General features: G+C 43.7%; 19 protein-coding genes. 12 read left to right on the forward strand and 7 right to left on the reverse strand.

From position 1 onward, the window contains the following. The first annotated feature begins 12 nt into the window (after nucleotides 1–12). On the forward strand, nucleotides 13–615 hold the full coding sequence (locus G460_RS0104420; protein WP_026954228.1) for a hypothetical protein: 603 nt from the start codon (nucleotides 13–15) through the stop codon (nucleotides 613–615). A 79-nt stretch (nucleotides 616–694) separates the two neighbouring features. Here the strand turns inward: G460_RS0104420 and G460_RS0104425 are convergent, their stop codons facing one another. Then, on the reverse strand, nucleotides 695–1,213 hold the full coding sequence (locus G460_RS0104425; RefSeq protein WP_051315909.1) for a hypothetical protein: 519 nt from the start codon (nucleotides 1,211–1,213) through the stop codon (nucleotides 695–697). Nucleotides 1,214–1,409: 196 nt separating this feature from the next. On the opposite strand from G460_RS0104425, the gene G460_RS0104430 reads away from it, so the two are divergent. After that, nucleotides 1,410–3,869 carry a ligase-associated DNA damage response DEXH box helicase gene (locus tag G460_RS0104430; protein WP_026954230.1) on the forward strand — a complete coding sequence of 820 codons (2,460 nt, stop codon included), beginning with the start codon at nucleotides 1,410–1,412 and terminating at the stop codon, nucleotides 3,867–3,869. On the opposite strand, the gene G460_RS0104435 is transcribed toward G460_RS0104430, so the two are convergent. The 4 genes from G460_RS0104435 to G460_RS0104450 all read right to left on the reverse strand — a co-directional run bounded on the left by G460_RS0104435 (nucleotide 3,866) and on the right by G460_RS0104450 (nucleotide 9,058). Further along, entirely contained in the window at nucleotides 3,866–5,314 is a 1,449-nt protein-coding gene (locus G460_RS0104435) for a TrkH family potassium uptake protein (protein ID WP_026954231.1), read from the reverse strand. The two genes, G460_RS0104430 and G460_RS0104435, sit on opposite strands and share 4 nt — an antisense overlap. A gap of 3 nt (nucleotides 5,315–5,317) precedes the next feature. After that, nucleotides 5,318–6,664, reverse strand: coding sequence for a Trk system potassium transporter TrkA (gene trkA, locus G460_RS0104440; RefSeq protein WP_026954232.1), 1,347 nt, complete (start codon nucleotides 6,662–6,664; stop codon nucleotides 5,318–5,320). Nucleotides 6,665–6,804: 140 nt separating this feature from the next. Beyond that, on the reverse strand, nucleotides 6,805–8,049 hold the full coding sequence (locus G460_RS0104445; protein ID WP_026954233.1) for a DNA recombination protein RmuC: 1,245 nt from the start codon (nucleotides 8,047–8,049) through the stop codon (nucleotides 6,805–6,807). Continuing rightward, a complete protein-coding gene (locus G460_RS0104450; protein WP_026954234.1) occupies nucleotides 8,039–9,058 on the reverse strand; it encodes an alpha/beta fold hydrolase in 1,020 nt (339 codons plus the stop codon). The genes G460_RS0104445 and G460_RS0104450 overlap by 11 nt, the downstream gene beginning before the upstream one ends. 77 nt (nucleotides 9,059–9,135) lie before the next feature. Here G460_RS0104450 and G460_RS0104455 point away from each other — a divergent pair, with 77 nt between their 5' ends. The 4 genes from G460_RS0104455 to G460_RS0104470 are packed head-to-tail and all read left to right on the forward strand — an operon-like array spanning nucleotide 9,136 to nucleotide 11,798. After that, entirely contained in the window at nucleotides 9,136–10,362 is a 1,227-nt protein-coding gene (locus tag G460_RS0104455) for an Nramp family divalent metal transporter (RefSeq protein ID WP_026954235.1), read from the forward strand. A 55-nt stretch (nucleotides 10,363–10,417) separates the two neighbouring features. Continuing rightward, on the forward strand, nucleotides 10,418–10,963 hold the full coding sequence (locus G460_RS0104460) for an RNA polymerase sigma factor (protein ID WP_035463843.1): 546 nt from the start codon (nucleotides 10,418–10,420) through the stop codon (nucleotides 10,961–10,963). Between the two features lie 35 nt (nucleotides 10,964–10,998). Further along, complete coding sequence (locus G460_RS0104465) at nucleotides 10,999–11,364, forward strand: hypothetical protein (protein WP_026954237.1); 366 nt, start codon at nucleotides 10,999–11,001, stop codon at nucleotides 11,362–11,364. A 2-nt stretch (nucleotides 11,365–11,366) separates the two neighbouring features. Next, nucleotides 11,367–11,798, forward strand: a complete 432-nt coding sequence (locus G460_RS0104470; protein ID WP_026954238.1) for a Spy/CpxP family protein refolding chaperone — start codon at nucleotides 11,367–11,369, stop codon at nucleotides 11,796–11,798. Between the two features lie 68 nt (nucleotides 11,799–11,866). Here the strand turns inward: G460_RS0104470 and mscL are convergent, their stop codons facing one another. Beyond that, complete coding sequence (gene mscL / locus G460_RS0104475; RefSeq protein ID WP_026954239.1) at nucleotides 11,867–12,292, reverse strand: large-conductance mechanosensitive channel protein MscL; 426 nt, start codon at nucleotides 12,290–12,292, stop codon at nucleotides 11,867–11,869. 175 nt (nucleotides 12,293–12,467) lie between these two features. On the opposite strand from mscL, the gene G460_RS0104480 reads away from it, so the two are divergent. From G460_RS0104480 to G460_RS0104510, 6 genes are all read left to right on the forward strand, one after another. After that, entirely contained in the window at nucleotides 12,468–14,522 is a 2,055-nt protein-coding gene (locus tag G460_RS0104480; RefSeq protein ID WP_026954240.1) for a S9 family peptidase, read from the forward strand. 113 nt (nucleotides 14,523–14,635) lie between these two features. After that, the gene (locus G460_RS0104485; RefSeq protein WP_026954241.1) at nucleotides 14,636–15,010 is read left to right on the forward strand and encodes a methylglyoxal synthase; all 375 of its coding nucleotides are present in this window, start codon (nucleotides 14,636–14,638) and stop codon (nucleotides 15,008–15,010) included. Then, entirely contained in the window at nucleotides 15,010–15,996 is a 987-nt protein-coding gene (gene pfkA / locus G460_RS0104490; protein WP_026954242.1) for a 6-phosphofructokinase, read from the forward strand. Before G460_RS0104485 ends, pfkA begins: the two co-directional genes overlap by 1 nt. Before the next feature lie 87 nt (nucleotides 15,997–16,083). Further along, on the forward strand, nucleotides 16,084–16,593 hold the full coding sequence (locus tag G460_RS0104495) for a hypothetical protein (RefSeq protein ID WP_051315911.1): 510 nt from the start codon (nucleotides 16,084–16,086) through the stop codon (nucleotides 16,591–16,593). Nucleotides 16,594–16,664: 71 nt separating this feature from the next. Continuing rightward, a protein-coding gene (gene prfB / locus G460_RS0104505; protein WP_157366857.1) for a peptide chain release factor 2 occupies nucleotides 16,665–17,766 on the forward strand; the annotation gives its coding sequence in 2 pieces (ribosomal slippage) (nucleotides 16,665–16,724 and nucleotides 16,726–17,766; 1,101 coding nt in all). A 516-nt stretch (nucleotides 17,767–18,282) separates the two neighbouring features. Next, a complete protein-coding gene (locus tag G460_RS0104510; RefSeq protein WP_026954245.1) occupies nucleotides 18,283–19,470 on the forward strand; it encodes an MFS transporter in 1,188 nt (395 codons plus the stop codon). Between the two features lie 61 nt (nucleotides 19,471–19,531). Here the strand turns inward: G460_RS0104510 and G460_RS0104515 are convergent, their stop codons facing one another. Then, entirely contained in the window at nucleotides 19,532–20,884 is a 1,353-nt protein-coding gene (locus tag G460_RS0104515) for a M24 family metallopeptidase (protein ID WP_026954246.1), read from the reverse strand. Nucleotides 20,885–20,892: the final 8 nt, after the last annotated feature.

Below are 20,892 nucleotides of genomic sequence, written 5' to 3' on the forward strand. Positions count from 1 at the left end.
AATCAACTACTTATGAAAACACTCCAAAAATTACCGCTTTACTTGCTTTCCGCAGGAGTCTTTGCTTTTGCTTCTTGTGAATCAGATGATCCAGTCATCGAGAATGACGGTGAATTGATCACCGATGTCACCTTGCATTTCACGGAATTGGATGAAGCCGGCAATCCTACTGGACCGGCTATGACTTTCACGGCTTATGATTCAGAAGGAATCGAAGTAGGTACCGCACCTACTGTGGAGACTGTTAATTTGGCCTCAGGCAAAAGCTACCTGCTCGAAATCGAAGTAGCAAACTCTATCGAAAACGAGGACATCACAGAAGAAATTCTGGAAGAATCTGACGAGCATCAGTTTTACTTTCTCGGTAGTGCCTTTGTAGGAACTACAGCTCCCCTTACCTATTCCTACAATGACGACAATGGTGAACTAATCGGTGTCAAAGGCACTGTCATGGTAGTAGAAAGTCCTGCTACCAACAATGCTCAGATCCGAATCATCCTGAGACATGATTTGGATAAAAATTATCCAGGAGCAGACAATCCAAATTTTGAAAATTACAACAGTGCTGGAGGAGAGTCTGATCTGGACATTACCTTCCCGCTTGTCATAGAATAATCGTTCTATTTGAACAGCAAAAAGGGGAAAGAACTTGAGTTCTTTCCCCTTTTTTGTTGGACCTGATGGAAATCAGACATCAAAAATCCTTTCCGCAGATCACCATTTGCTCGATGTCAAATGCCTGAGAATGTCCCAATGCACCGATATTTCCAGCAACTAAGATCGTTTCATAATCCGGGCCGTCACTAGCTAGGTGAACTTTGATATGTCCCTGAAACCCCTCAATCTCATCAAATAGCAAGCGATTTCCATCTGTCAATTGCTCCAAAATCGTGATACTCTCAAGCGAATTTGCTTTGATAGGGTTGAGCATAAAGGCAATCGGTGCATTGGGAGTGCTGTAGCTCCCAAAGTGAAGATGTCCCGGATAACTTACCTCTTCACTACCCCGCTCTCCTTCCAGCTGTATGGTCAACTCCAGGTTTCCGCCGATCATCTCTCTGATCGTAGCTATCCCGGTATAGTCAAAATCCGAAGCCTGAAATAATTGATATTGAACTTGCTTCCCGGTATACTTTTCAGACTCAGCATCTGTACAGGCCCCTATTACCGCAGAGAGTAATAAGATTGCCAAAATATTTTTGAAATAATTCATGGATAGTCAGTTCAGATAGAGATAGGTCGAAAGTTCAGTTTCAAAAGTTTGACAATTTTTGCTACAAATCAAACGAATAAAGACAGCGTCTGGATATTTTGTTGCAGGATTTTGCAAGATTTATCATTTTCATCCAATCCAAAGTCCTCTAAATGGAGTTGTAGCAGTTTAAGATTTGCTATCATCCTATATTCCCATGGCACATCATTCCTTACAGGTTGGAATTCAATATTTTGAGCAAAAAGGCTGGAAACCTTTCCCATTCCAGCTTCAGGTTTGGCAAGACTATCTGGATGGAAAGTCTGGTCTGCTAAATGCCCCGACGGGCTCGGGCAAAACCTTTGCGCTCTGGTTTCCGGTACTGATGGAGTTTATTCATCACAATCCCGACAACTGGAAAACTGCTTCGCCGAGAGGAATCCAGTTGATTTGGGTAACACCTTTGAGAGCTTTGGCACAGGATATCCAGAAAGCCATGCAGGAAGTCTGCGATGACTTGGGAATGACCTGGACCGTCGCCGTCCGCAATGGAGACACAGATGCGAAAACTCGTGCAAAGCTCAAAAGAAATCCTCCGGAGGTGCTCATCACTACGCCGGAAACCTTGCATATCCTGATTTCGCAAAAAAACCATCAACATTTATTCAAGACACTACAAGCCGTTGTGGTGGACGAATGGCACGAACTGATTGGAAACAAAAGAGGTGTCCAAGTACAACTGGCCTTAGAATATATCCAATCCATTTGCCCTACTGCTTTTAAAAGATGGGCTGTGTCTGCTACCATTGGCAATCTAGAGGAAGCGGCCCAAACACTTTTAGGAGAGGACCTTCCTGTCCATATTGTTCAGGCGACCATTACAAAAGAGATCATTCTGGAGTCCGTATTTCCTAAAGAAATCGAAAAGTATCCTTGGACTGGCCACCTTGGTATTCGCATGCTAGATCAAGTAATTCCTATCATCGAATCCGCTCAAACTGTACTACTTTTTACCAATACCCGATCTCAAACTGAGATCTGGTACCAAAAGCTACTGGAGGCCAAGCCTGAATGGGCCGGATGGATAGCCATGCATCACGGATCCCTAGATATGAGTGTGAGGTCATGGGTAGAGCAATCGCTCCATGAAGGCAAACTCAAACTGGTGGTATGCACTTCCAGCTTAGACTTAGGCGTAGATTTCAGACCAGTGGACAAAGTGATACAAGTCGGGAGTCCAAAAGGTGTTTCCCGCTTTGTACAGCGAGCTGGAAGAGCGGGGCATCAGCCTGGTTTACCTTCTGAAATCTTCTTTGTACCAACCAATTCTCTGGAACTCATCGAAGCTGCGGCATTGAGAGATGCCATAGCCAAGCAACAGATGGAACCCCAATTCCCACCCACATTGGCTTATGATGTAATGATTCAGTTTCTTGTCACCTTAGCTGTAGGAGACGGATTTAGGCCGGAGATCATCTATCCGATTATCCGAAAAACACATACCTACCGTCACTTGACCTTGGCAGAAATGGAATGGGTCATGGATTTCATCACCCGCGGAGGCAACTCTCTTGGAAGCTATGAAGATTTCCAAAAAGTAAGTGCTGATGAAAGCGGCCTTTATCAGGTGAAAAACAAGAGAATTTCCATGAAGCATCGGCTTTCTATGGGCACTATCGTCTCAGAGATCATGATCAAGGTCAAATTTAAAAATGGCGCATTTTTGGGAACAGTTGAGGAATATTTCATTTCAAAACTTAAAATCGGAGACAGATTTTTCTTCGCAGGGAGATCGCTTGAGTTACTTCAGTTTCGGGACCTAATTGCCATCGTAAAACTCAGCGAAAAAAAGACCAGCAATGTCGTATCCTGGATGGGTGCGAGAATGTCGCTTTCCTCAATGCTTTCTGAGAAAATCCTTCAAATCCTGCATGAATACAATGAGGGGGTCTATCGATCAGAAGAGGTCAGAAGAATCTTACCCATATTGGATTTGCAAGCGAAACTATCTATCGTACCTGACTCAGATACTTTTTTGATAGAATATCACCAAAGTGAGCAAGGGCATCACCTCTTCTTTTATCCTTTTGAAGGAAGGATGATGCATGAATTGATGAGCGCATTGATCGCTTACAGAGTGTCCGCCAGCTTTCCCGTTACTTTCAATATGGCAATGAATGATTATGGATTTGAGCTGCTCTCAGATGTTCCGCTTCAAATCGAAGAAATCCTAGAAGAGGATATTTTCAGTATCAAAAATCTAGAAAATGATATCCTCCGATGTGTCAATGAAACTGAAATGACCCGCCGCAAATTTCGTGAAATTGCCAGTATAGCGGGACTGGTCTTTCAAGGATACCCAGGCAAGCCGACTACTTTTAAGCATATTCAGGCCAATTCCAGTTTGTTGTTTCAGGTTTTTGAGCAATACGATCCCGAAAACTTATTACTCAAGCAGGCGCACAACGAAGCGATCAACCAGCAAATGGATCAAGACAAACTGATCAAAGCCATGCAAAAGATCAATCGCCTGAAGCTAGTAATCAAGCGTCCCTCTCAGTTTACTCCATTCTGCTTTCCGATCATGGTGGACCGACTCAGCCGAACCAGCATTTCTACCGAAAGTCTGGAAGACAGGATCGTCAAAATTCAAGCACAATTTGAAATTCAGGATTAATTAGCTCTCCAGAAAAACGGCGTAAACAAAATCAAAATTGTAAACAGCTCTAGTCTTCCCAAGAGCATGATAAAAGAAAGGAAGATTTTGGCAGGCCCCGAGAAGAAAGCAAAATTGTCCACTGGTCCTACTTGACCGATAGCCGGACCGACATTGCCCAAGCAAGTAGCTACAGCGCCTAAGGAAGTAGGCAAATCATATCCCATGATCGATAAGACTAAAGCTCCTACAACAAAAGTCAGAAGATAGATCAAAAGGAAATTCATGATATGGGTAATAATCCTTCCTGTCACACGATCTCCATTGATAATCAAAGGAACGATCGCCCTAGGGTGAACCAACCGCTTAAACTCCAACCAAGAATTTTTGATAAAAGTCAGGTGCCTCACAAACTTGATCCCACCAGCCGTAGATCCAGCAGACCCACCTAGAAAAAGTAGCATGAAGAAAATGAAAGTTGCTCCCTGTCCATATTGCGTATAATCATCCGTCACAAAGCCCGTGGTAGTCACCAAAGACACCACCTGAAACAGGGATTTTCTAAAGGCCAATTCATAGTCATAGGCTCCTGTAGCCATGATGGGATAAAATAAAATCACTGCGAATACCAGCAAAGCAAAGGCATAGGTTTTAAACTCATCACTTTGGAAAACTCGTTTGAATTTCCCCATAAGTCCGAAGTAAATAACCGTAAAGTTAGTTCCGGCTAAAAACATGAAAAAGATGGCCACATACTGAATAAAGGCTGAATCGTAATAGGCCATAGAGGCATTTTTAGTAGAAAACCCTCCCGTAGCCAAGGTCGTCAGCGCATGATTGATCGCATCATAGAAGGTCATCCCTCCAGCCCAATAGAGCAAAGTGGCCAAGAAAGTCAATCCCACATAGACATACCAAAGCCTCTTAGCCGTCTCAGAGATCCGAGGGTGGACTTTGTCAGAAGTAGGCCCGGGAGACTCTGCGACAAACAGCTCAATCCCTCCTATTCCCAAAAGTGGAAAAATCGCAACCGTCAGCACAATAATCCCCAAACCACCAATCCATTGAGTCATACTTCTCCAGAAGAGAAGCCCTTTATTCATCGCCTCAATATCTGTCAAAATACTCGCCCCAGTGGTAGTCAAACCTGACATTGTCTCAAAGACAGCGTCAGAAAAAGATTTGATTTCTGAACTCAAGATAAAGGGCATCATCCCAAACAGCGTCATAAAAACCCAGCTCAGCGCTACGATGAGATAGCCCTCCCGCTTCCGGATATTTTGATCCTGTTTGGAAAAAGAAAAAAACAGAATCCCTCCTACGACAGAAGAGATGCAAATGGAAACCAAAATCGGCCATGGATCTTCTTCAAAATATATGGAGAAGATCACCGCAGGGATCATCAAAAATGCAATGAGCAACAAGAGTGCTCCCATGATTTTTGCTATCTCCTTAAAATGAATCATGCCTTAATGAAAAAGTTTTTCCAATGAATTCTTGGCCTGTGGCAATGCCAAAACAATCGCCTTATCATTCATCTGAAGTTGAAAATCTCCATCTGGGATATACACTTCCTCTCCTCTGATCACACCTGCCACAATAGCCGTATCCGGAAAGTGAAGATCCTTCAGAGCATACTTGGTGAGTCGGTTGTTTTTACAAACCGAATATTGAATGAATTCGGCATCTACTCCATAAATTCCGGAAACAGCTTCCACCGTACCTTTTCGTAAGTATCGTGATACCTCGTTTGCTGCTACCAGTTTTTTATTGATCAGTGAATCCACCCCGATACTGTGAGAAATATGGATATATTCTCGGGTATCGACATGTGCGATCGTTTTATATACGCCGTGATTTTTGGCCGTCAAAGAAGTAATAATATTGGTCTCTGAAGATTCAGTCAATGCCAAAAAGGCGTCCATCTGCTCCAATCCTTCCTCTATCAACAGTTCAATATTTTTGTAATCACCATTGATAATCAGTGTGTTGGGAAGATTTTCAGCAAGCCATTTACAGCGTTCCTTGTCTTTATTGACCAAAGTCACTCGAAAGTGATCCTCCAGTTTGAGCGCAGTAGTCAAAGCCATATCATCTCCACCAATGATCATGATATTTTTGATGTCCCTCTTCTCCTGTCCGATCAGATCCAGAATACTTCCTGTATGCTTCTTATTGGAAATAAAGAAAACGTGATCATTGTTGCGAATGATCGTAGAACCTCTTGGAATAATGGTTTTCTGATCTCTCAATATTGCAATGATGCGGATGTCATCAAAAATCGGATTGAGCTTCATATCCATAATCCTCTGATTGACAAGAGGATTAGTCTGATCTAGCGTCACTCCTACGATATTCAATTTTCCTCCCTCAAAATCAAAAACCTCAGTAAAAGAGGAGTTTTGAATCATATTGAAGATCTCCTTGCTACAGAGCATCGTAGGAGAAATCAAATTATCAATCCCCAAGTTTTGGAAATAAGTCAGATTCTCTGGAATCAGATAGGAATGGTTTCTGACACGAGCCATGACTCTCTTTGCTCCGAGCTGCTTCGCCAATACAGCAGAGACTATATTGGTTTTTTCGGAGGTAGTCACGGCCAATACCATGCTGGCATTCGTGACATTGGCGCGCTGCAAGACCTCAATAGAAGTCGCATCTCCCAATACGGTCAATACATCAAGCTTGGAAGAAACATAATCCAGCACCTCCCGCTCGGTATCGACCAGCGTAATGTCTTTGTTGTCATAACTCAACTGCTCGGCCAGGTGGTAGCCCATATCTCCTGCTCCGGCAATTACAATGTGCATCCCCATAGAAATTGTTCTGGTGATAAAACAAGCCACAAAAGTAATAGTTTTCCCAATGACTATCACAGGATAAGCTATTCTTTTGCGAACCGTGGCTAAGTTAACAATGCTCTGGAGGAATCATTCCATTTTGAGTAATTTTCGGACTATTCCTTTAAAAGTCTATCACTTTCTAACTCTGGGAGTTCCTCTACATCTTTGAGTTTCTTTTGAATCATGCGAGTCCTAACTCCCACCAGCTTGTCCAATTCCGAATTGGCTTCGGTGAGTTTCTTCTGGGTTTTCTCGATTAGATCTCCAAATTTTCCAAACTCAGTCTTGATGGCTCCCAAGATTTGCCATACTTCTGAGCTGCGTTTTTGGATCGCCAATGTCCGAAATCCCATTTGCAAACTATTGAGGATCGCAGATAGGGTGGTCGGACCTGTCACCAATACCTTGAAGTCCTGCTGCATCTGCTGCGCTAGGCCAGGCTCCCGCAAAATCTCAGCATAGAGACTTTCCACAGGCAAAAAGAGAATGGCAAAGTCTGTGGTAAAAGGTGTGTGGATGTATTTGCTACGAATGTCGAAGGCGGCTTTCTTCACGGCCTTGATCAACTCGGCTCTTTGAAGCTCGATTTGGGATTTGTCGGCCAAGTCATAGGCATCAACCAGCCTCAGGTATGATTCCTGAGGAAATTTGGAATCAATCGGCAGCAGAACAGGAGAATCCTGACCTGGCATTTTCACAGCAAACTCTACCCGCTCGCGATTTCCCTTGCCCATATCTGCATTGCTGATATATTGGTCGGGTGCGAGCTGATTTTCCAAAATAGCCTGTAGCTGGTATTCACCCAAAACCCCCCGACTCTTCACATTGGAAAGTACACGCTTGAGATCGCCCACCCCATGAGCCAGTTGCTGCATTTCACCCAAGCCCTTTTGAACAGCCTGAAGTTGATTGCTGACCATTTCAAAAGACTGTCCCAACCTTGTTTCCAGTGTCTTTTGGAGTTTTTCATCCACGGTTTCCCGAATCTTCTCTAGCCTAAGTTCGGTTGACTTCATCAACTCATCCTGCCTTCGGTTGAGCTCAGAAAGCTTTTCTCGCTGCACAGAATTAAAATCCTGTACATTTTGACGAAAAACTTCTCCAAATGATTTCAAACCTTCTTTCTGGTCTTGGGAATGATGCCGAAGGGAATTGAAAACTAGCTGAAATTGTGACTGAATCGTCTCTCTGGATTCCTTTCGAACCAAAGCCAGACCTGCATCCAACTCCCGCTTCAAGTCATTCATCTGATGATGCAGTAGCTCCGATTTGGAGTTTTTCTTCTTTTCCGAGAAAAACAAAAACAGCAAAACTACCTGCAAGATCAATACAAATACTATCAAAAACTCAATCTCCATAAGTCATATATTTCGGTGCCTGAAGGTAGTCTTTCCGTACTTCGACTCCCAAAAAGGATAAATATTCTAAGACAGATTCAGTCGGACTTTCTTCCATGGGAACATGGCCTACTCCCTCCAAAACAACCAAATGTGTATTGGGAAGTAATTTCTGAAACTGATACGCATCGGACAGCGGAATCCAGCTATCACGATCTCCCCACATGATCAAGGAAGGCATCGTCAAAACAGAAAAATCAACCTGATTTTTACTCCGTAAATTCAACCTTTCCAAAGTCGCCTGTCTATTTCCTTGGCGGAGCATCAATTCAAAATATCGATCTATCGTCCCTGAATGAAGTTTTTCTTGATCTCCATATACTTCCTTCAGATTCATCGCAAATAGAAACCTCGGAGTGCATTTGAGCAAAAGTTGCGATACGAAAGGATTTTGAATCCATCGAAAAAGCTCAGGCGTAGCATCATCCGCTTCTTCCCCTTCTAATACTCGTGGCTTAAGCTTTGGCAGCCCAGAAGCATCTATCAAATTCAATGAAAGCACTTGATCCGGACGGGTATTCGCCACCTGCAATGCTACCGCTCCACCCATTGAATTGCCAACTAGATGAAATCGCCTCAAATTTAATTTTTCAGCCAGGCGCAGGACAAACTGACTATAATCTTGAACTGTATACCGGCTCATCGGGTCTGGACCTGTCAAGCCATGACCCGGTAGATCAATGGAGATCGTCAAAAAATAAGGACTCAGTTCCTGCTGCCACTTGTCCCAGGTATGCAAGGAAGAGAAACTACCATGTAAGAGAACAATCGGCTCACCTTCCCCCCTCATCCTCACATGGAGATTGACCCCATCTACTTCTATAAAATGCGATTCCGGGTAGGTGTATTTAGGAATCAGTTCCTCCTGTGAGAGATCATTTCTATAAAGCAAGAGGAGAAAAAATACCAGTGAAAGCAAAATCACCAGTCCAACTTTTCCAATCTGGTAAATCGGCGACCGAGTTTTCATAAATATAAAATCCTAAAAAATAGAAATAACAAAAATTCTACCTAAAAGAGTATTTTGGCGAAAAAGAAAAACGGGATTTGAAGAAAATACTTGAAAAAATTGGCCCTGGCCCTATTGTCGCTGCGGCATTTATCGGACCGGGCACTGTGATGGTTTGTACCTTGGCCGGCTTTCAATTCGGTTATTCCCTGATTTGGGGGTTGGTGCTATCCATTTTGGCTACGGTGATATTGCAGGAAATGAGCGGCAGGATCGGATTGGTCACAGGCAAAGATCTCAGCGAGCTGATCAGAAGTCAAAATGGAAACCGTTTGTTTAAGATTTTTCAGTTGGTTTTGGTCCTGACAGCAATTGTACTTGGAAATATTGCTTACGAATCCGGAAACATTACCGGAGCAAATTTGGGACTGGAAGTATTTTGGGATGCGCCTGAAATACAACTAGGTCTCTTTCAATTCAACTCTGGTACTTTTATCTTAGGTATCATTGCTTTGATCCTACTTTGGTTTGGCAATTCTCAGATTCTTGAAAAAGCGTTGGTTGGCTTGGTGATCGTTATGTCAGTTTCATTTTTGCTGACGGTGATTTTACTCAGACCTGATTGGGCTGAGATCGCCAAAGGACTGATTCCTTCACTTCAAGAGGGTCAAATTGCCACCTTGGTAGCTTTGGTAGGTACGACCGTAGTCCCCTACAATCTATTTCTCTATGCCAGTCTGAGCAAAAATAAATGGAAGGCCCCCAAGCAAATCCATCTGATGCGCTGGGATATCGGACTTTCTGTGATTTTGGGAGGCCTGGTATCTAGCGCCATTTTGATCGTCGGTGCTTTGAACGAAAGTGAAAGTATCACCACCGCCAGAGATGTAGCAGCAGGTCTGGAAGGCACTCTGGGTCAAGCCGGCGCTTATTTGATGGCTGTAGGACTACTGGCTGCTGGGCTGACTTCCTCGATCACGGCTCCGCTGGCAGCAGCCTTGGTGATTTGTGGTGTGTTGGGTTGGTCGCAAGAAAACCAGTCCAAATCAATGCGAGGAGCGTTTGTAGCAGTAGTAGGTTCGGGGTTGATCTTCGCCTCATTAGGTATCAAACCTGTTCAATTGATCACCTTGGCCCAGCTTGCTAATGGCATTTTGCTTCCTATGATCAGCGCTTGGCTCATTTGGGTAGCCAATCAAAAATCCTGGATGGGTTCATCCAAAAACACACTGGCCATCAATCTGATATCAGGGATTATTTGGCTGATCACCCTAGCATTGGGTTTGAAAAGTATAGGAGCTGTATTGAATTTCAAGGTTTTTTAAAAAAATCCAATTCAAAACTAAACCTTCACATCATCTCTGGGTCTAAAGACTAGTAATGCAAATCAGCGATCAGGAAATTCTCCAACTCATTCAGAAACCACTCAGCCGGGAGTTGGGCTATCGTCAGCTGATAGAGAAATATCAGAAAAGAGTCTATCAGGTCATTCGAAGGATGGTTTTGATTCACGAAGATGCAGATGATTTGACCCAAAGCACCTTTATCAAGGCTTATCAGCATATCGGCAAATTCCAGGGCAATTCCAGCCTATTCACCTGGCTCTATCGTATCGCAACCAATGAAACGCTGACTTTCTTGGAGAAAAAGAAGAAGCGCTATTTCTTTTCTCTTGATGACCATCAGGAAAAAATGGAGTCCTATCTGGATCACTCAGGAAGTATGGATGGAGACGAGATCCAGATTCGGCTTCAAAAAGCCATCTTGACCCTGCCTGAAAAACAAAGACTAGTCTTTCATCTCAAATACCAAGATGATCTGACCTATGACGCGATTTCCGAAATCACCGGAACAAGCGTAGGCGCCTTGAAGGCCTCCTATCATCACGCAGTAAAAAAAATTGAAGAAATTCTGACCAAAGAATAAACCTATCTATCTAAAAAAAGTCTAAATCTGTAGCTATGTCACCCATACCAAAAATAAAGCAGTTTGAAGCCCCGGAAGGATATTTTGAAAAATTACCCTCTCAGATTCAGGCACGTATCCACCCTAAAACCGACACACCCTGGATGAAATGGGCAGCTGCGGCGGTGATTGTGCTTGGAGTAGGACTATATCAGTTTTGGCCAACGACAAGTACCGAAGATGAACTCCTAGCTATGGATGAGCAGGTCAATCTCCTGATAGATGCCAATTACTGGACTGCCGAGGACATCTTGAGTATGAGTGACGATCCCGACGAGCTCCTCAACGGAATTATCGAAGAAGAATTCCCGATTGTCGACGAGCTATGGCTGGAGGATGATCTTAATTATGAAGAGTTATGAAAATGAGATTCCTAGTAATAGTACCCTTTCTATTCGTATGCAAATTGGTTTTGGCACAAGGTCCTGGGAGAGATTTTGATTCCCAAAAACTTCAGGACGCCAAAATAGCATTTATCACCAGCAGACTTGATCTGACTCCTGATCAAGCAGAGAAGTTTTGGCCGATCTTCAATCAGTTTTCGGATCAGCGCGAAGCTAATCTCAAAAAAATGGCTGCGCTCAATCCAAGAAGAGAATCCGAAAAGCTCTCTGAAAGCCAAGCTCAGGAAAATATCAACCAACGCTTTGCACTGCAGAAAAAAATGATTCAAGACGAAGAGAAGTTTGTCAAGGAAATATCCGGAGTCATCACCTATTCGCAAATACTCCAGTTGCACGGACTGTCAAGAGATTTTGCCAGGATGATTTACCAAAGGCAGCGCAAAAAAGACTGATAGCAATGAAAAAAGCTTCCCATTGGGAAGCTTTTTTAGTTTGGTGATCTTTTGAGAAATAGCTGACTTTACTGCTTCTTGAGCAAATCTCTGATCTCTTCCAAAAGCACTTCAGACTTAGGCGGTGCTGGCGGTGGAGCTGCAGCCTCCTTCTTCTCTTCTTTTCTTTTCATTTTGTTGATCCCTTTGATCGTCATAAAGATGACAAAGGCGATGATGATGAAATCCACCAAATTCTGGATAAACATCCCGTAATTGATCGTCACTGCATTGGTGATGATTTCTCCGGCAGCATCAAGTTCTGCCTCTTTGAGGACTACCGCCAAGTTTCTGAAATTCATCCCACCCAGCGCTAGGCCGATTGGAGGCATGATCACATCATTGACGAGAGAGGTGACTATTTTGCCAAAGGCTCCGCCGATAATGACACCTACGGCCATATCCACGACATTGCCCTTCATGGCAAACTCCTTAAATTCTTTAAGCATTCCCATATAGAAAAGGTTAATGGTTGATAAATACAGATTCAATATTTCGATAATAATCTGCTTACACAATAGGAAAAAGAGAAATCGACGGATTTTAACCTAGTATTTCTGCATTTCCTCACATTTTGGAAGCAGTCCTGCCCTTTTTCACTAACATTGCAGCTGAATCACCACCAAATACATGAAGGCTCCGATAGCAAGCAAAAAACCTCATTCGATCACTTTTCATGGACATACTCGCGTCGACTCCTACTACTGGATGCGCGAAAGGGAAAACCCTGAAGTTATTGAATACTTAGAAGCAGAAAATTCATTTTTGAAGGAGACGCTGAAGGAAACAGAAGAGTTTCAAGAAGCGCTTTTCCTCGAAATGAAAGGCAGAATCAAAGAAGATGACCAATCTGTCCCCTATTCCAAAAAGGGCTATTTCTGGTATATGCGCTATGAGACGGGCGGTGAATATCCGATCTATTGCCGCAAAAAAGACAGTTTGGATAGTCCTGAGGAAATAATTCTGGATGTCAATGAACTAGGCAAAGGCAAAAGCTACTTTCATGTGGCGGGCATCGCGATCAGCTCTGATCAAAAAACGCTGGCCTTTCCTTGCGATGAAGTTGGAAGAAGAATTTATACTATTCGATTTAAAAACCTGGAAACAGGGGAATTGATCGATCAGTCAATCCCGGATACCACCGGCAATCTAGTTTGGGCGACAGACTCGAATATTTTGTTTTATGCCAAACAGGATGCTGAGACCTTGCGATCCAATCAGATATTCAGATATCGACTAGGTGAAAGCTCCGATTCTTCCAAGTTGATTTTTGAAGAAAAAGACGAAGAATTCACTTGCCACGTCCACAAATCAAAATCAGAAGCTTATCTATTCATCCATTCCGAAAGCACCATTTCTTCCGAAATGAGGTTTTTGAAAGCCACTGAACCGGAAGGTAACTTTCAGGTATTGCAGGAAAGAATTCCTTATTTGGAGTATGCTGCCGATCACTATGGTGACTATTTCTGGATCAAAACCAACCATGAAGCTCAAAATTTCAAAGTAGTCAAAGCACCTGTCTCAGCTCCTCAACTTGCTAATTGGGAGGATTTTATCCCACATCGAAAAGAAGTACTGGTTGAAGACTTTGACTTGTTTCAAGATTTCTTTGTTTCCCAAGAGCGAAGCAATGGTTTGACTCAGATCCGGATCCAACCTTGGGACGGATCAGAAGGTCATGCCCTACCTTTTGAAGAAGAGACCTACACTGCGTGGATCGGCAACAATCCCGAGTTTGACACAGACATCCTTCGTTTTGGTTATAATTCTCTCATTTCACCAGCTTCTACCTATGACTATCACATGGTCACCCGAAGCAAAACTCTCCTCAAACAGCAGGAGGTCGTGGGTGATTTTGAAATGGAAAACTATCAATCAGCGCGAGTATGGGCACATGCTACTGATGGAGTGATGGTCCCGATTTCTTTGGTTTATAGAAAAGATCTCTTCAAAACTGATGGTTCCAACCCACTTCTTCTCTATGCCTATGGATCCTACGGATTTAGTACGGACGCTTATTTTTCAAGCACGAGATTGAGCTTGCTAGACCGAGGTTTTGTGTTTGCTATCGCTCATATCAGAGGTGGAGAGGATTTGGGAAGGCACTGGTATGAAGATGGCAAATTGCTTCAAAAAAGAAACACTTTTACTGATTTCATCGCTTGTGCGGAGCATTTGATCGCTAAGCAATATACCAGTAGGCAACATCTCTATGCGATGGGAGGCAGTGCTGGAGGACTTCTGATGGGAGCTGTGATGAACATGCGTCCCGATCTCTTTCATGGAATAGTAGCTGCAGTTCCATTTGTCGATGTGGTGACTACCATGCTGGACGAGAGCATTCCATTGACCACTGGAGAATTCAAAGAATGGGGCAACCCGAAGGACAAAGAGTATTATGACTACATGCTTTCCTACTCTCCTTATGACAATATTGAAGCTAAAGCTTATCCAAACCTCTTGGTCACATCCGGGCTACATGACTCTCAGGTACAGTACTGGGAGCCTACCAAATGGGTGGCTAAGTTGAGAGAAATGAAAACAGATTCCAATTTGCTTCTATTACACACCAATATGGAAGCAGGCCATGGAGGCGCTTCCGGGAGATTCAATGCGCTCAAGGAATTAGCTCTGGAATACACCTTCCTCTTCTTGTTGGAAGGGATACTCCCCGACTCAAATTGAAGCTTTGCAAAGCTTCTAGCAGATAAAAGAAAAATAACGTTTAAATCAAATGGCTCAAGATTGAAGAAAGGATTTTTTTTTAACTTTGAAGCCTACCTATTAAATCAGAATACATGAAAATTGCGCTCATCGCCCACGACGGGAAAAAAGCCGACATGGTACATTTTTTAAGTGGTTTCAAAAATCAATTGAATCAAGCAGATGTGGAATTGGTCGCTACGGGGACTACGGGTTCTCACATCGAAAGAGCCGGCTTTGAGGTGAAAAGATTGCTTTCTGGACCAATAGGTGGAGATGCACAAATTGCAGCCATGGCTGCCCAAAAAGAATTGTCCATGGTGATTTTCTTCAGAGATCCTTTGGACAAGCACCCACACGAACCAGACGTTCAGATGCTGATGCGGATTTGCGATGTTCACAATATTCCTTTGGCCACCAATCCCGCTTCAGCCGAATTGATGTTTAAAGCATTAACTCAAACCTTATAATGGAACCAAAAACCATCAAAAAAATCGGAGTATTGACCTCTGGAGGCGATTCTCCGGGTATGAATGCAGCTATCCGCGCTGCAGTTAGAGCCGGATTTTATTACAATCTAGAAATGTATGGCATCTATCGTGGCTACGAAGGGATGATCCAAAATGAGATAAAAAAACTGGATTCCAAGAATATCACCCATGTACTAGAACGGGGAGGGACCTTTCTAAAATCCGCAAGAAGTGCCGAATTCAGGACTCCTGAGGGAAGACAAAAAGCCTATGACAACTTAAAAAGTCATGGTATCGACGCTTTGGTCGTCATCGGAGGTGATGGCTCATTGACAGGTGCACATTTGTTTTACAAAGAGTTTGGCATTCCGGCAATCGGCTTGCCAGGTACCATCGATAATGATCTCTCAGGTACTGATGCCACGATTGGATTTGATACCGCATGCAATACCGCCATCGAGGCGATAGACAAAATCAGAGATACGGCAACTTCCCATGACAGACTTTTCTTTGTAGAAGTGATGGGACGAGATGCTGGATTTATCGCTGTCAATGCCGGGATTGGTTCCGCAGCTGCTGCGATTTTGATTCCTGAGAAAAAAATGCCGATTGAGGAATTGGTCGACAAACTGAAAGTTAGAAGCAAGGCCAAAAAATCCTCCAACATCGTCATCGTGGCAGAAGGCGGTAAAAGTGGTGGAGCTGCAGAAATCGCCGATAAGGTAAAGAAATACCTGCCTACCTACGACATCAAAGTGACTATTCTTGGGCACTTGCAGCGAGGCGGGGCGCCGAGTTCATTTGACAGACTCCTAGCCTCCAAACTGGGAGTAGCTGCAGTCGAAGGCCTGATGCAAGGCAAATACGATGTCATGGCAGGACTGATCAATCACAAGGTCGTCTACACACCGATCAAGCGAGCCATTGTGGATGATAAGTCCTTGGATGAGGATGATTTCCGGGTAGCAAAAATTTTATCTACCTAAAAAAATCTTAAAAAGGGGCAGAAAAATAATTTCTAGCCCCTTTTTAAGTATTATTACTTTAGGATTTTGCCACTACCAGTCTTACCCATGAAGCCTACAGTTTTACTTTTACTTTTTTTGAGCTTTAGCTCCTTAGCCTTTGGGCAATCGACAGATTTTCTTTTGCTCAAAAGAGGCACCAATACCAAGTCTCAAATCCGATATTATCCCGGGGAGCAGATCACTTACAAAAGTGCCAAATTGGGTTACTATGTCACGGATGTCATCAAGGAGTTCAAGGACAATTACGTCTATCTCAGCGAAAACATCCTATCCGTAGATGATATCGAGGAAATTGATATTCGAAAAAAAGACCGTCGAAACGGAACCTTGAAAGGTTTCAATGCTTTGATTTTAGGGGCAGGAGTCATCTTGCTGAGTGTCGAGAGCATCAACTCGATCTATCATGAAGGCGAGCTCTCCGTCGACAAAGGAGTCGGCATCACTTCCGGCATCTTAATAGGGACGGGCTTAGCTATGCTCCCACTACGCTATAAAACATTTAAGCATCAAGGTAGAAATCGCATTCAGATCATCCAGATGCGGATGACCGACTGATTCTAGCTTTACTTAGCAAATGCAGATTTTTTTTCAGACTTTTGCAGCTCAATTTTCACAAACTAAACATCATGACTTCGGACCAACTGAAAGACTTGAAAGCTCGCACCTCGGCTTTAAGGAGGTATCTTTGACTACGATCGGAAGAAAGCAGAAATCGAAGATCTAGAGGCCGTTTCGGCCCAGCCTGAATTCTGGAATGACCCAGAAGAGGCAGAAAAAACAATGAAACAAATCCAGGTTCGTAAAGGATGGACCAGTTCTTTCGAAGAACTCGACCAGATCATTCAGGACTTGGAGGTATTGTATGAATTCTACTCAATGGATGAAGTCGGCGAGGAAGAAATCAAATCCGAATACCAAAAAGCCAAAACTGCTGTAGAAGAACTGGAGCTGAAGAAAATGCTTTCTTCAGAAGAAGATCAGCTCAATGCCGTTTTGGAAATCAACCCTGGAGCTGGTGGTACCGAATCCAACGACTGGGCCTCTATTCTCATGAGGATGTATATCATGTGGGGAGAGAAAAATGGCTATAAGGTCAAAGAAGTGGACGTACAACCAGGTGAAGTAGCTGGAATCAAATCTGCCACCTTGGAGTTTGAAGGTCCTCTCGCCTATGGATTTTTGAAATCCGAAACCGGTGTACACCGCTTGGTAAGGATCTCTCCATTTGATTCGGGAGGAAGACGTCATACTTCTTTTGCATCTGTCTACGCCTATCCGGAAGTGGATGACACGATTGAGATTGAAATCAACCCTGCCGATGTGGAACTCCAAACTTCCAGATCAGGAGGTGCAGGTGGTCAGAACGTGAACAAGGTGGAGACCAAAGTTCAGCTGACACACAAGCCGACAGGAATCGTCGTGGTATGCCAAATAGAAAGATCTCAGCTTGCCAACCGAGAAAAGGCCATGCAAATGCTGAAATCCAGACTCTACCAGATGGAATTGGAAAAGAGAAATGCCGAATTGGCAAAGATCGAATCTTCCAAGTTACGTGTAGATTTTGGAAGCCAGATCAGAAACTATGTACTGCACCCTTACAAACTCGTAAAAGACAACCGAACCGGCCACGAAACATCAGATACTCAGCATGTTTTGGACGGTGGCTTGAATGAGTTCATGAAATCTTTCTTGCTTGCTCAAAGTGAGGAAGAAGCAAATAAGGAATAGTTGCTGATCCGTTCCGATAGCTATCGGAATCAGAGTCAATAAATAACTAAGCCGGGATTAAAATCCTGGCTTTTTCATTTCCGGTTAAACAAGCTGTTTTTGGGGGGAGCAATCCCAACTGAGATCAAAGGATGCAGCTGTTCGGGATTTGCAATCCCGAACTACTATCCAAGGATTTTTTAATCCATTTAACCTTGACTTGTTTTGGCGAACTGCCCTACCCACTATTGACCCTAAATCGGCCAAAACATGGGGTACTCAAATCATTGGAATCCCCATGTTAAAACATGGGGCTAATACAATGCCGTCACTAAGGAACTATTTCCTATTGAGTCATAAGAGATGGACAATAGATCATTCAAATTCCTTAGGTGTATTCTCCAAAACCTACACTTTGAACTTTGGTTCATGGTACTTATGTCCAAAGTCTAATGTCTAATGTCTTAATTCTCGACTCTCGATTCTAGACTCTTATTACCAGATACTATCCTCCATTTTCTTAATTTCGCAGCGCTTATGCGACTACTTCCTTCCTTTTTCAGCTTTCAGTTTTTCTTGCTTTGCAGCAGTTCCTTTCTGTTCTTTTCATCATTTAATATGATCATTCCAGAGCTTCCTGCCTACCTGACATCCTTGGGCGGGGAAGAATACAAGGGCTTGATTATCTCCTTGTTTACACTTTCCGCAGGGCTTTCTAGACCTTTTAGCGGCAAGTTGGCTGATAAGATCGGGAGGATTCCGGTGATGATTTTTGGGACTTCGGTTTGCTTTTTGGTGGGTCTCCTCTACCCGATTCTAAACTTTGTATCGGGTTTTCTATTCTTAAGGTTTATCCATGGTTTTTCCACGGGATTCAAACCTACCGGCACTTCGGCCTATGTAGCTGATATCGTTCCTTTTGAAAAACGGGGTGAAGCCATGGGCATCCAATCCCTCTTTGGTTCTTTGGGAATGGCTGCGGGACCGGCCATTGGAGGGTGGATTGCAAGTTATTGGGATTTGGACGTCCTATTTTACACCTCCGCCTTTACTTCGATCTTTTCGATCTTGATCTTGGTGCGACTCAAAGAAACCGTGCAGGACAAGGAGCCATTGAGCTTGGAACTTTTCCGACTGAAAAAAGAAGAACTGATCGAAAAGCGGGTGCTCGTTCCCTCCAGCATTCTTTTTCTTGCTGTATTTTCATTTGGAGTCGTGCTGACCATCATTCCGGATTTTTCCGCTCATCTGGGCATCCAAAACAAGGGGCTTTTCTTTGCGGTTTTCACCTTGTCTTCCTTGGGCATCCGACTCTTGGCAGGAAAAGCATCTGACCGCTACGGCAGGATACCTGTCATGCGCATTGCCTGTTTGTTTTTAGTCTTTGCTATGGTACTGATTGCATTTGCAGAAAGCAAAAATGCGCTTTTGCTCGCCGCAGTCCTCTTTGGCTCGTCGGTGGGAATGTACAGCCCTACCACCAGCGCTTGGGTGATCGACCTATCGCTGGCTCAATTTAGAGGCAGGGCATTGGCGACCATGTATATCTTTTTGGAAGCTGGAATCGGTGTTGGAGCTTTGGTGTCAGGCTGGATTTATAGCAATGACACAGCCAACTTCAAATGGGTGTTCCTGAGCAGTGCCGGCATGGCTTCACTGGCATTTTTGATTTTGATTATGCTAAGAAAGGAAAAGTATCAGGGGGAAGTGTTAAGTGATCAGTAATCAGTATTCAATTTGTCCACAGACCACTATAGTGCGTAGTCTGTAGTCCGACGTTATTACATCAGTTCCCCAAATAATCCGTAGAACGCGGTATGGCCATGATTTTCTTCTGGCGTCCATTGTAATAAGTGACTTTTTCTCCATCAAAATAAGCTCCTTCTTCCAGCATAATTCGAACATCCTTTTTCCACTCTTCCACATATACTACTGCGTTTAGTTCGATGGCATAGCCAGTGTTAGCATGAAGAGGAAAATCGCCTGCACCCGGAGTATCTCCTTGATTGTCCCACATGCCAATCGTCGGCCCCGCTGAGTGTCCGTAGTAGCCAAGTGGATGGGTGTAGATACTCCCTTTGATCCCCTCCGAGTCCATTTGTTGTCTAGAGGCTCGAAGGATTTCATTTCCAGTTTTCCCTTCCACGTAGTTGGAAGTCAGAATATCCTGCACCCTATTCCCGACTTCAAAGGCCTTCTGCAAGTAGCTTGGAACTTCTGTTTCACCTGGCTTCAATACATAGGCCATTTCCTGTGTATCGGTATTTAGCCTTAGGTATGTGATCCCAAAATCAATATGCAGCAAATCTCCAGGCATAATCGTCGCATCATCAGGCCTGGAGGCAAAAGAGCGTGTGGATGCCTCAGAATCTGCATCTGCCCGCTGGATATCTACAGATGGATGAAACCAGGTGTCCAATTTCAAAGCCTTGATCTTCTCTCTGTACCACCAGACCACATCATCCGTTGTCGTCACACCGGGTGTGATCACTGCAGATGAAAGCCCTTCCTGTACAATCTGATGTGCTATCTCTTGGATATGTCTGTAAGTGGCAAGCTCAGATTCAGTTCTAGTCTCCAGCCATCTCACCGCCAAAGTCTGCGCAGAAACCACCCGCTCCTGTAGATCATCAGCTAGGTAATCCATAAAAACCTGATGCTCATACGTACTCAATCCATCTGCATGACCATAATCCTTGGCATAGTTCAGCCCTATTTTCTTTGGGTTTTTAGAAGAAATCAAATCCATCAAAGCCTCCCATTGATCCGGTTGCTCCTCTGGATTCCAAGCTCTTTTGAAAGCTTTCCCTACATCATAGCGTGCCACAGCGTAAGTTTCCACTGGCGCATTAGGGTTTGGCTGATACATGACAAGAATGGTCCTCCTTCTAGCTGCCATCCAGGTGGCTGGAAGCAAAGTTCGGATCACAGGATCTTCATTATATTCTCTGGAGATCACCACCCACATATCGATTTCTGACTCGGTCATCAGCTCAGGAAGAAGGTGCTGGATCCTATCATCCAGCCAGGAATCTATCACCTGAGCCTGTATGCGTAGCGGAAGTACTGCCAAATCCTGAGCAATACTGAATGAAGTCGAGAATAAGAGTAAAAAGAAAGGGACTAATCTTAGATTCATGATACAAG

The sequence above is a fragment of the Algoriphagus vanfongensis DSM 17529 genome (assembly GCF_000429465.1).
Classification (GTDB): Bacteria; Bacteroidota; Bacteroidia; order Cytophagales; family Cyclobacteriaceae; genus Algoriphagus; species Algoriphagus vanfongensis.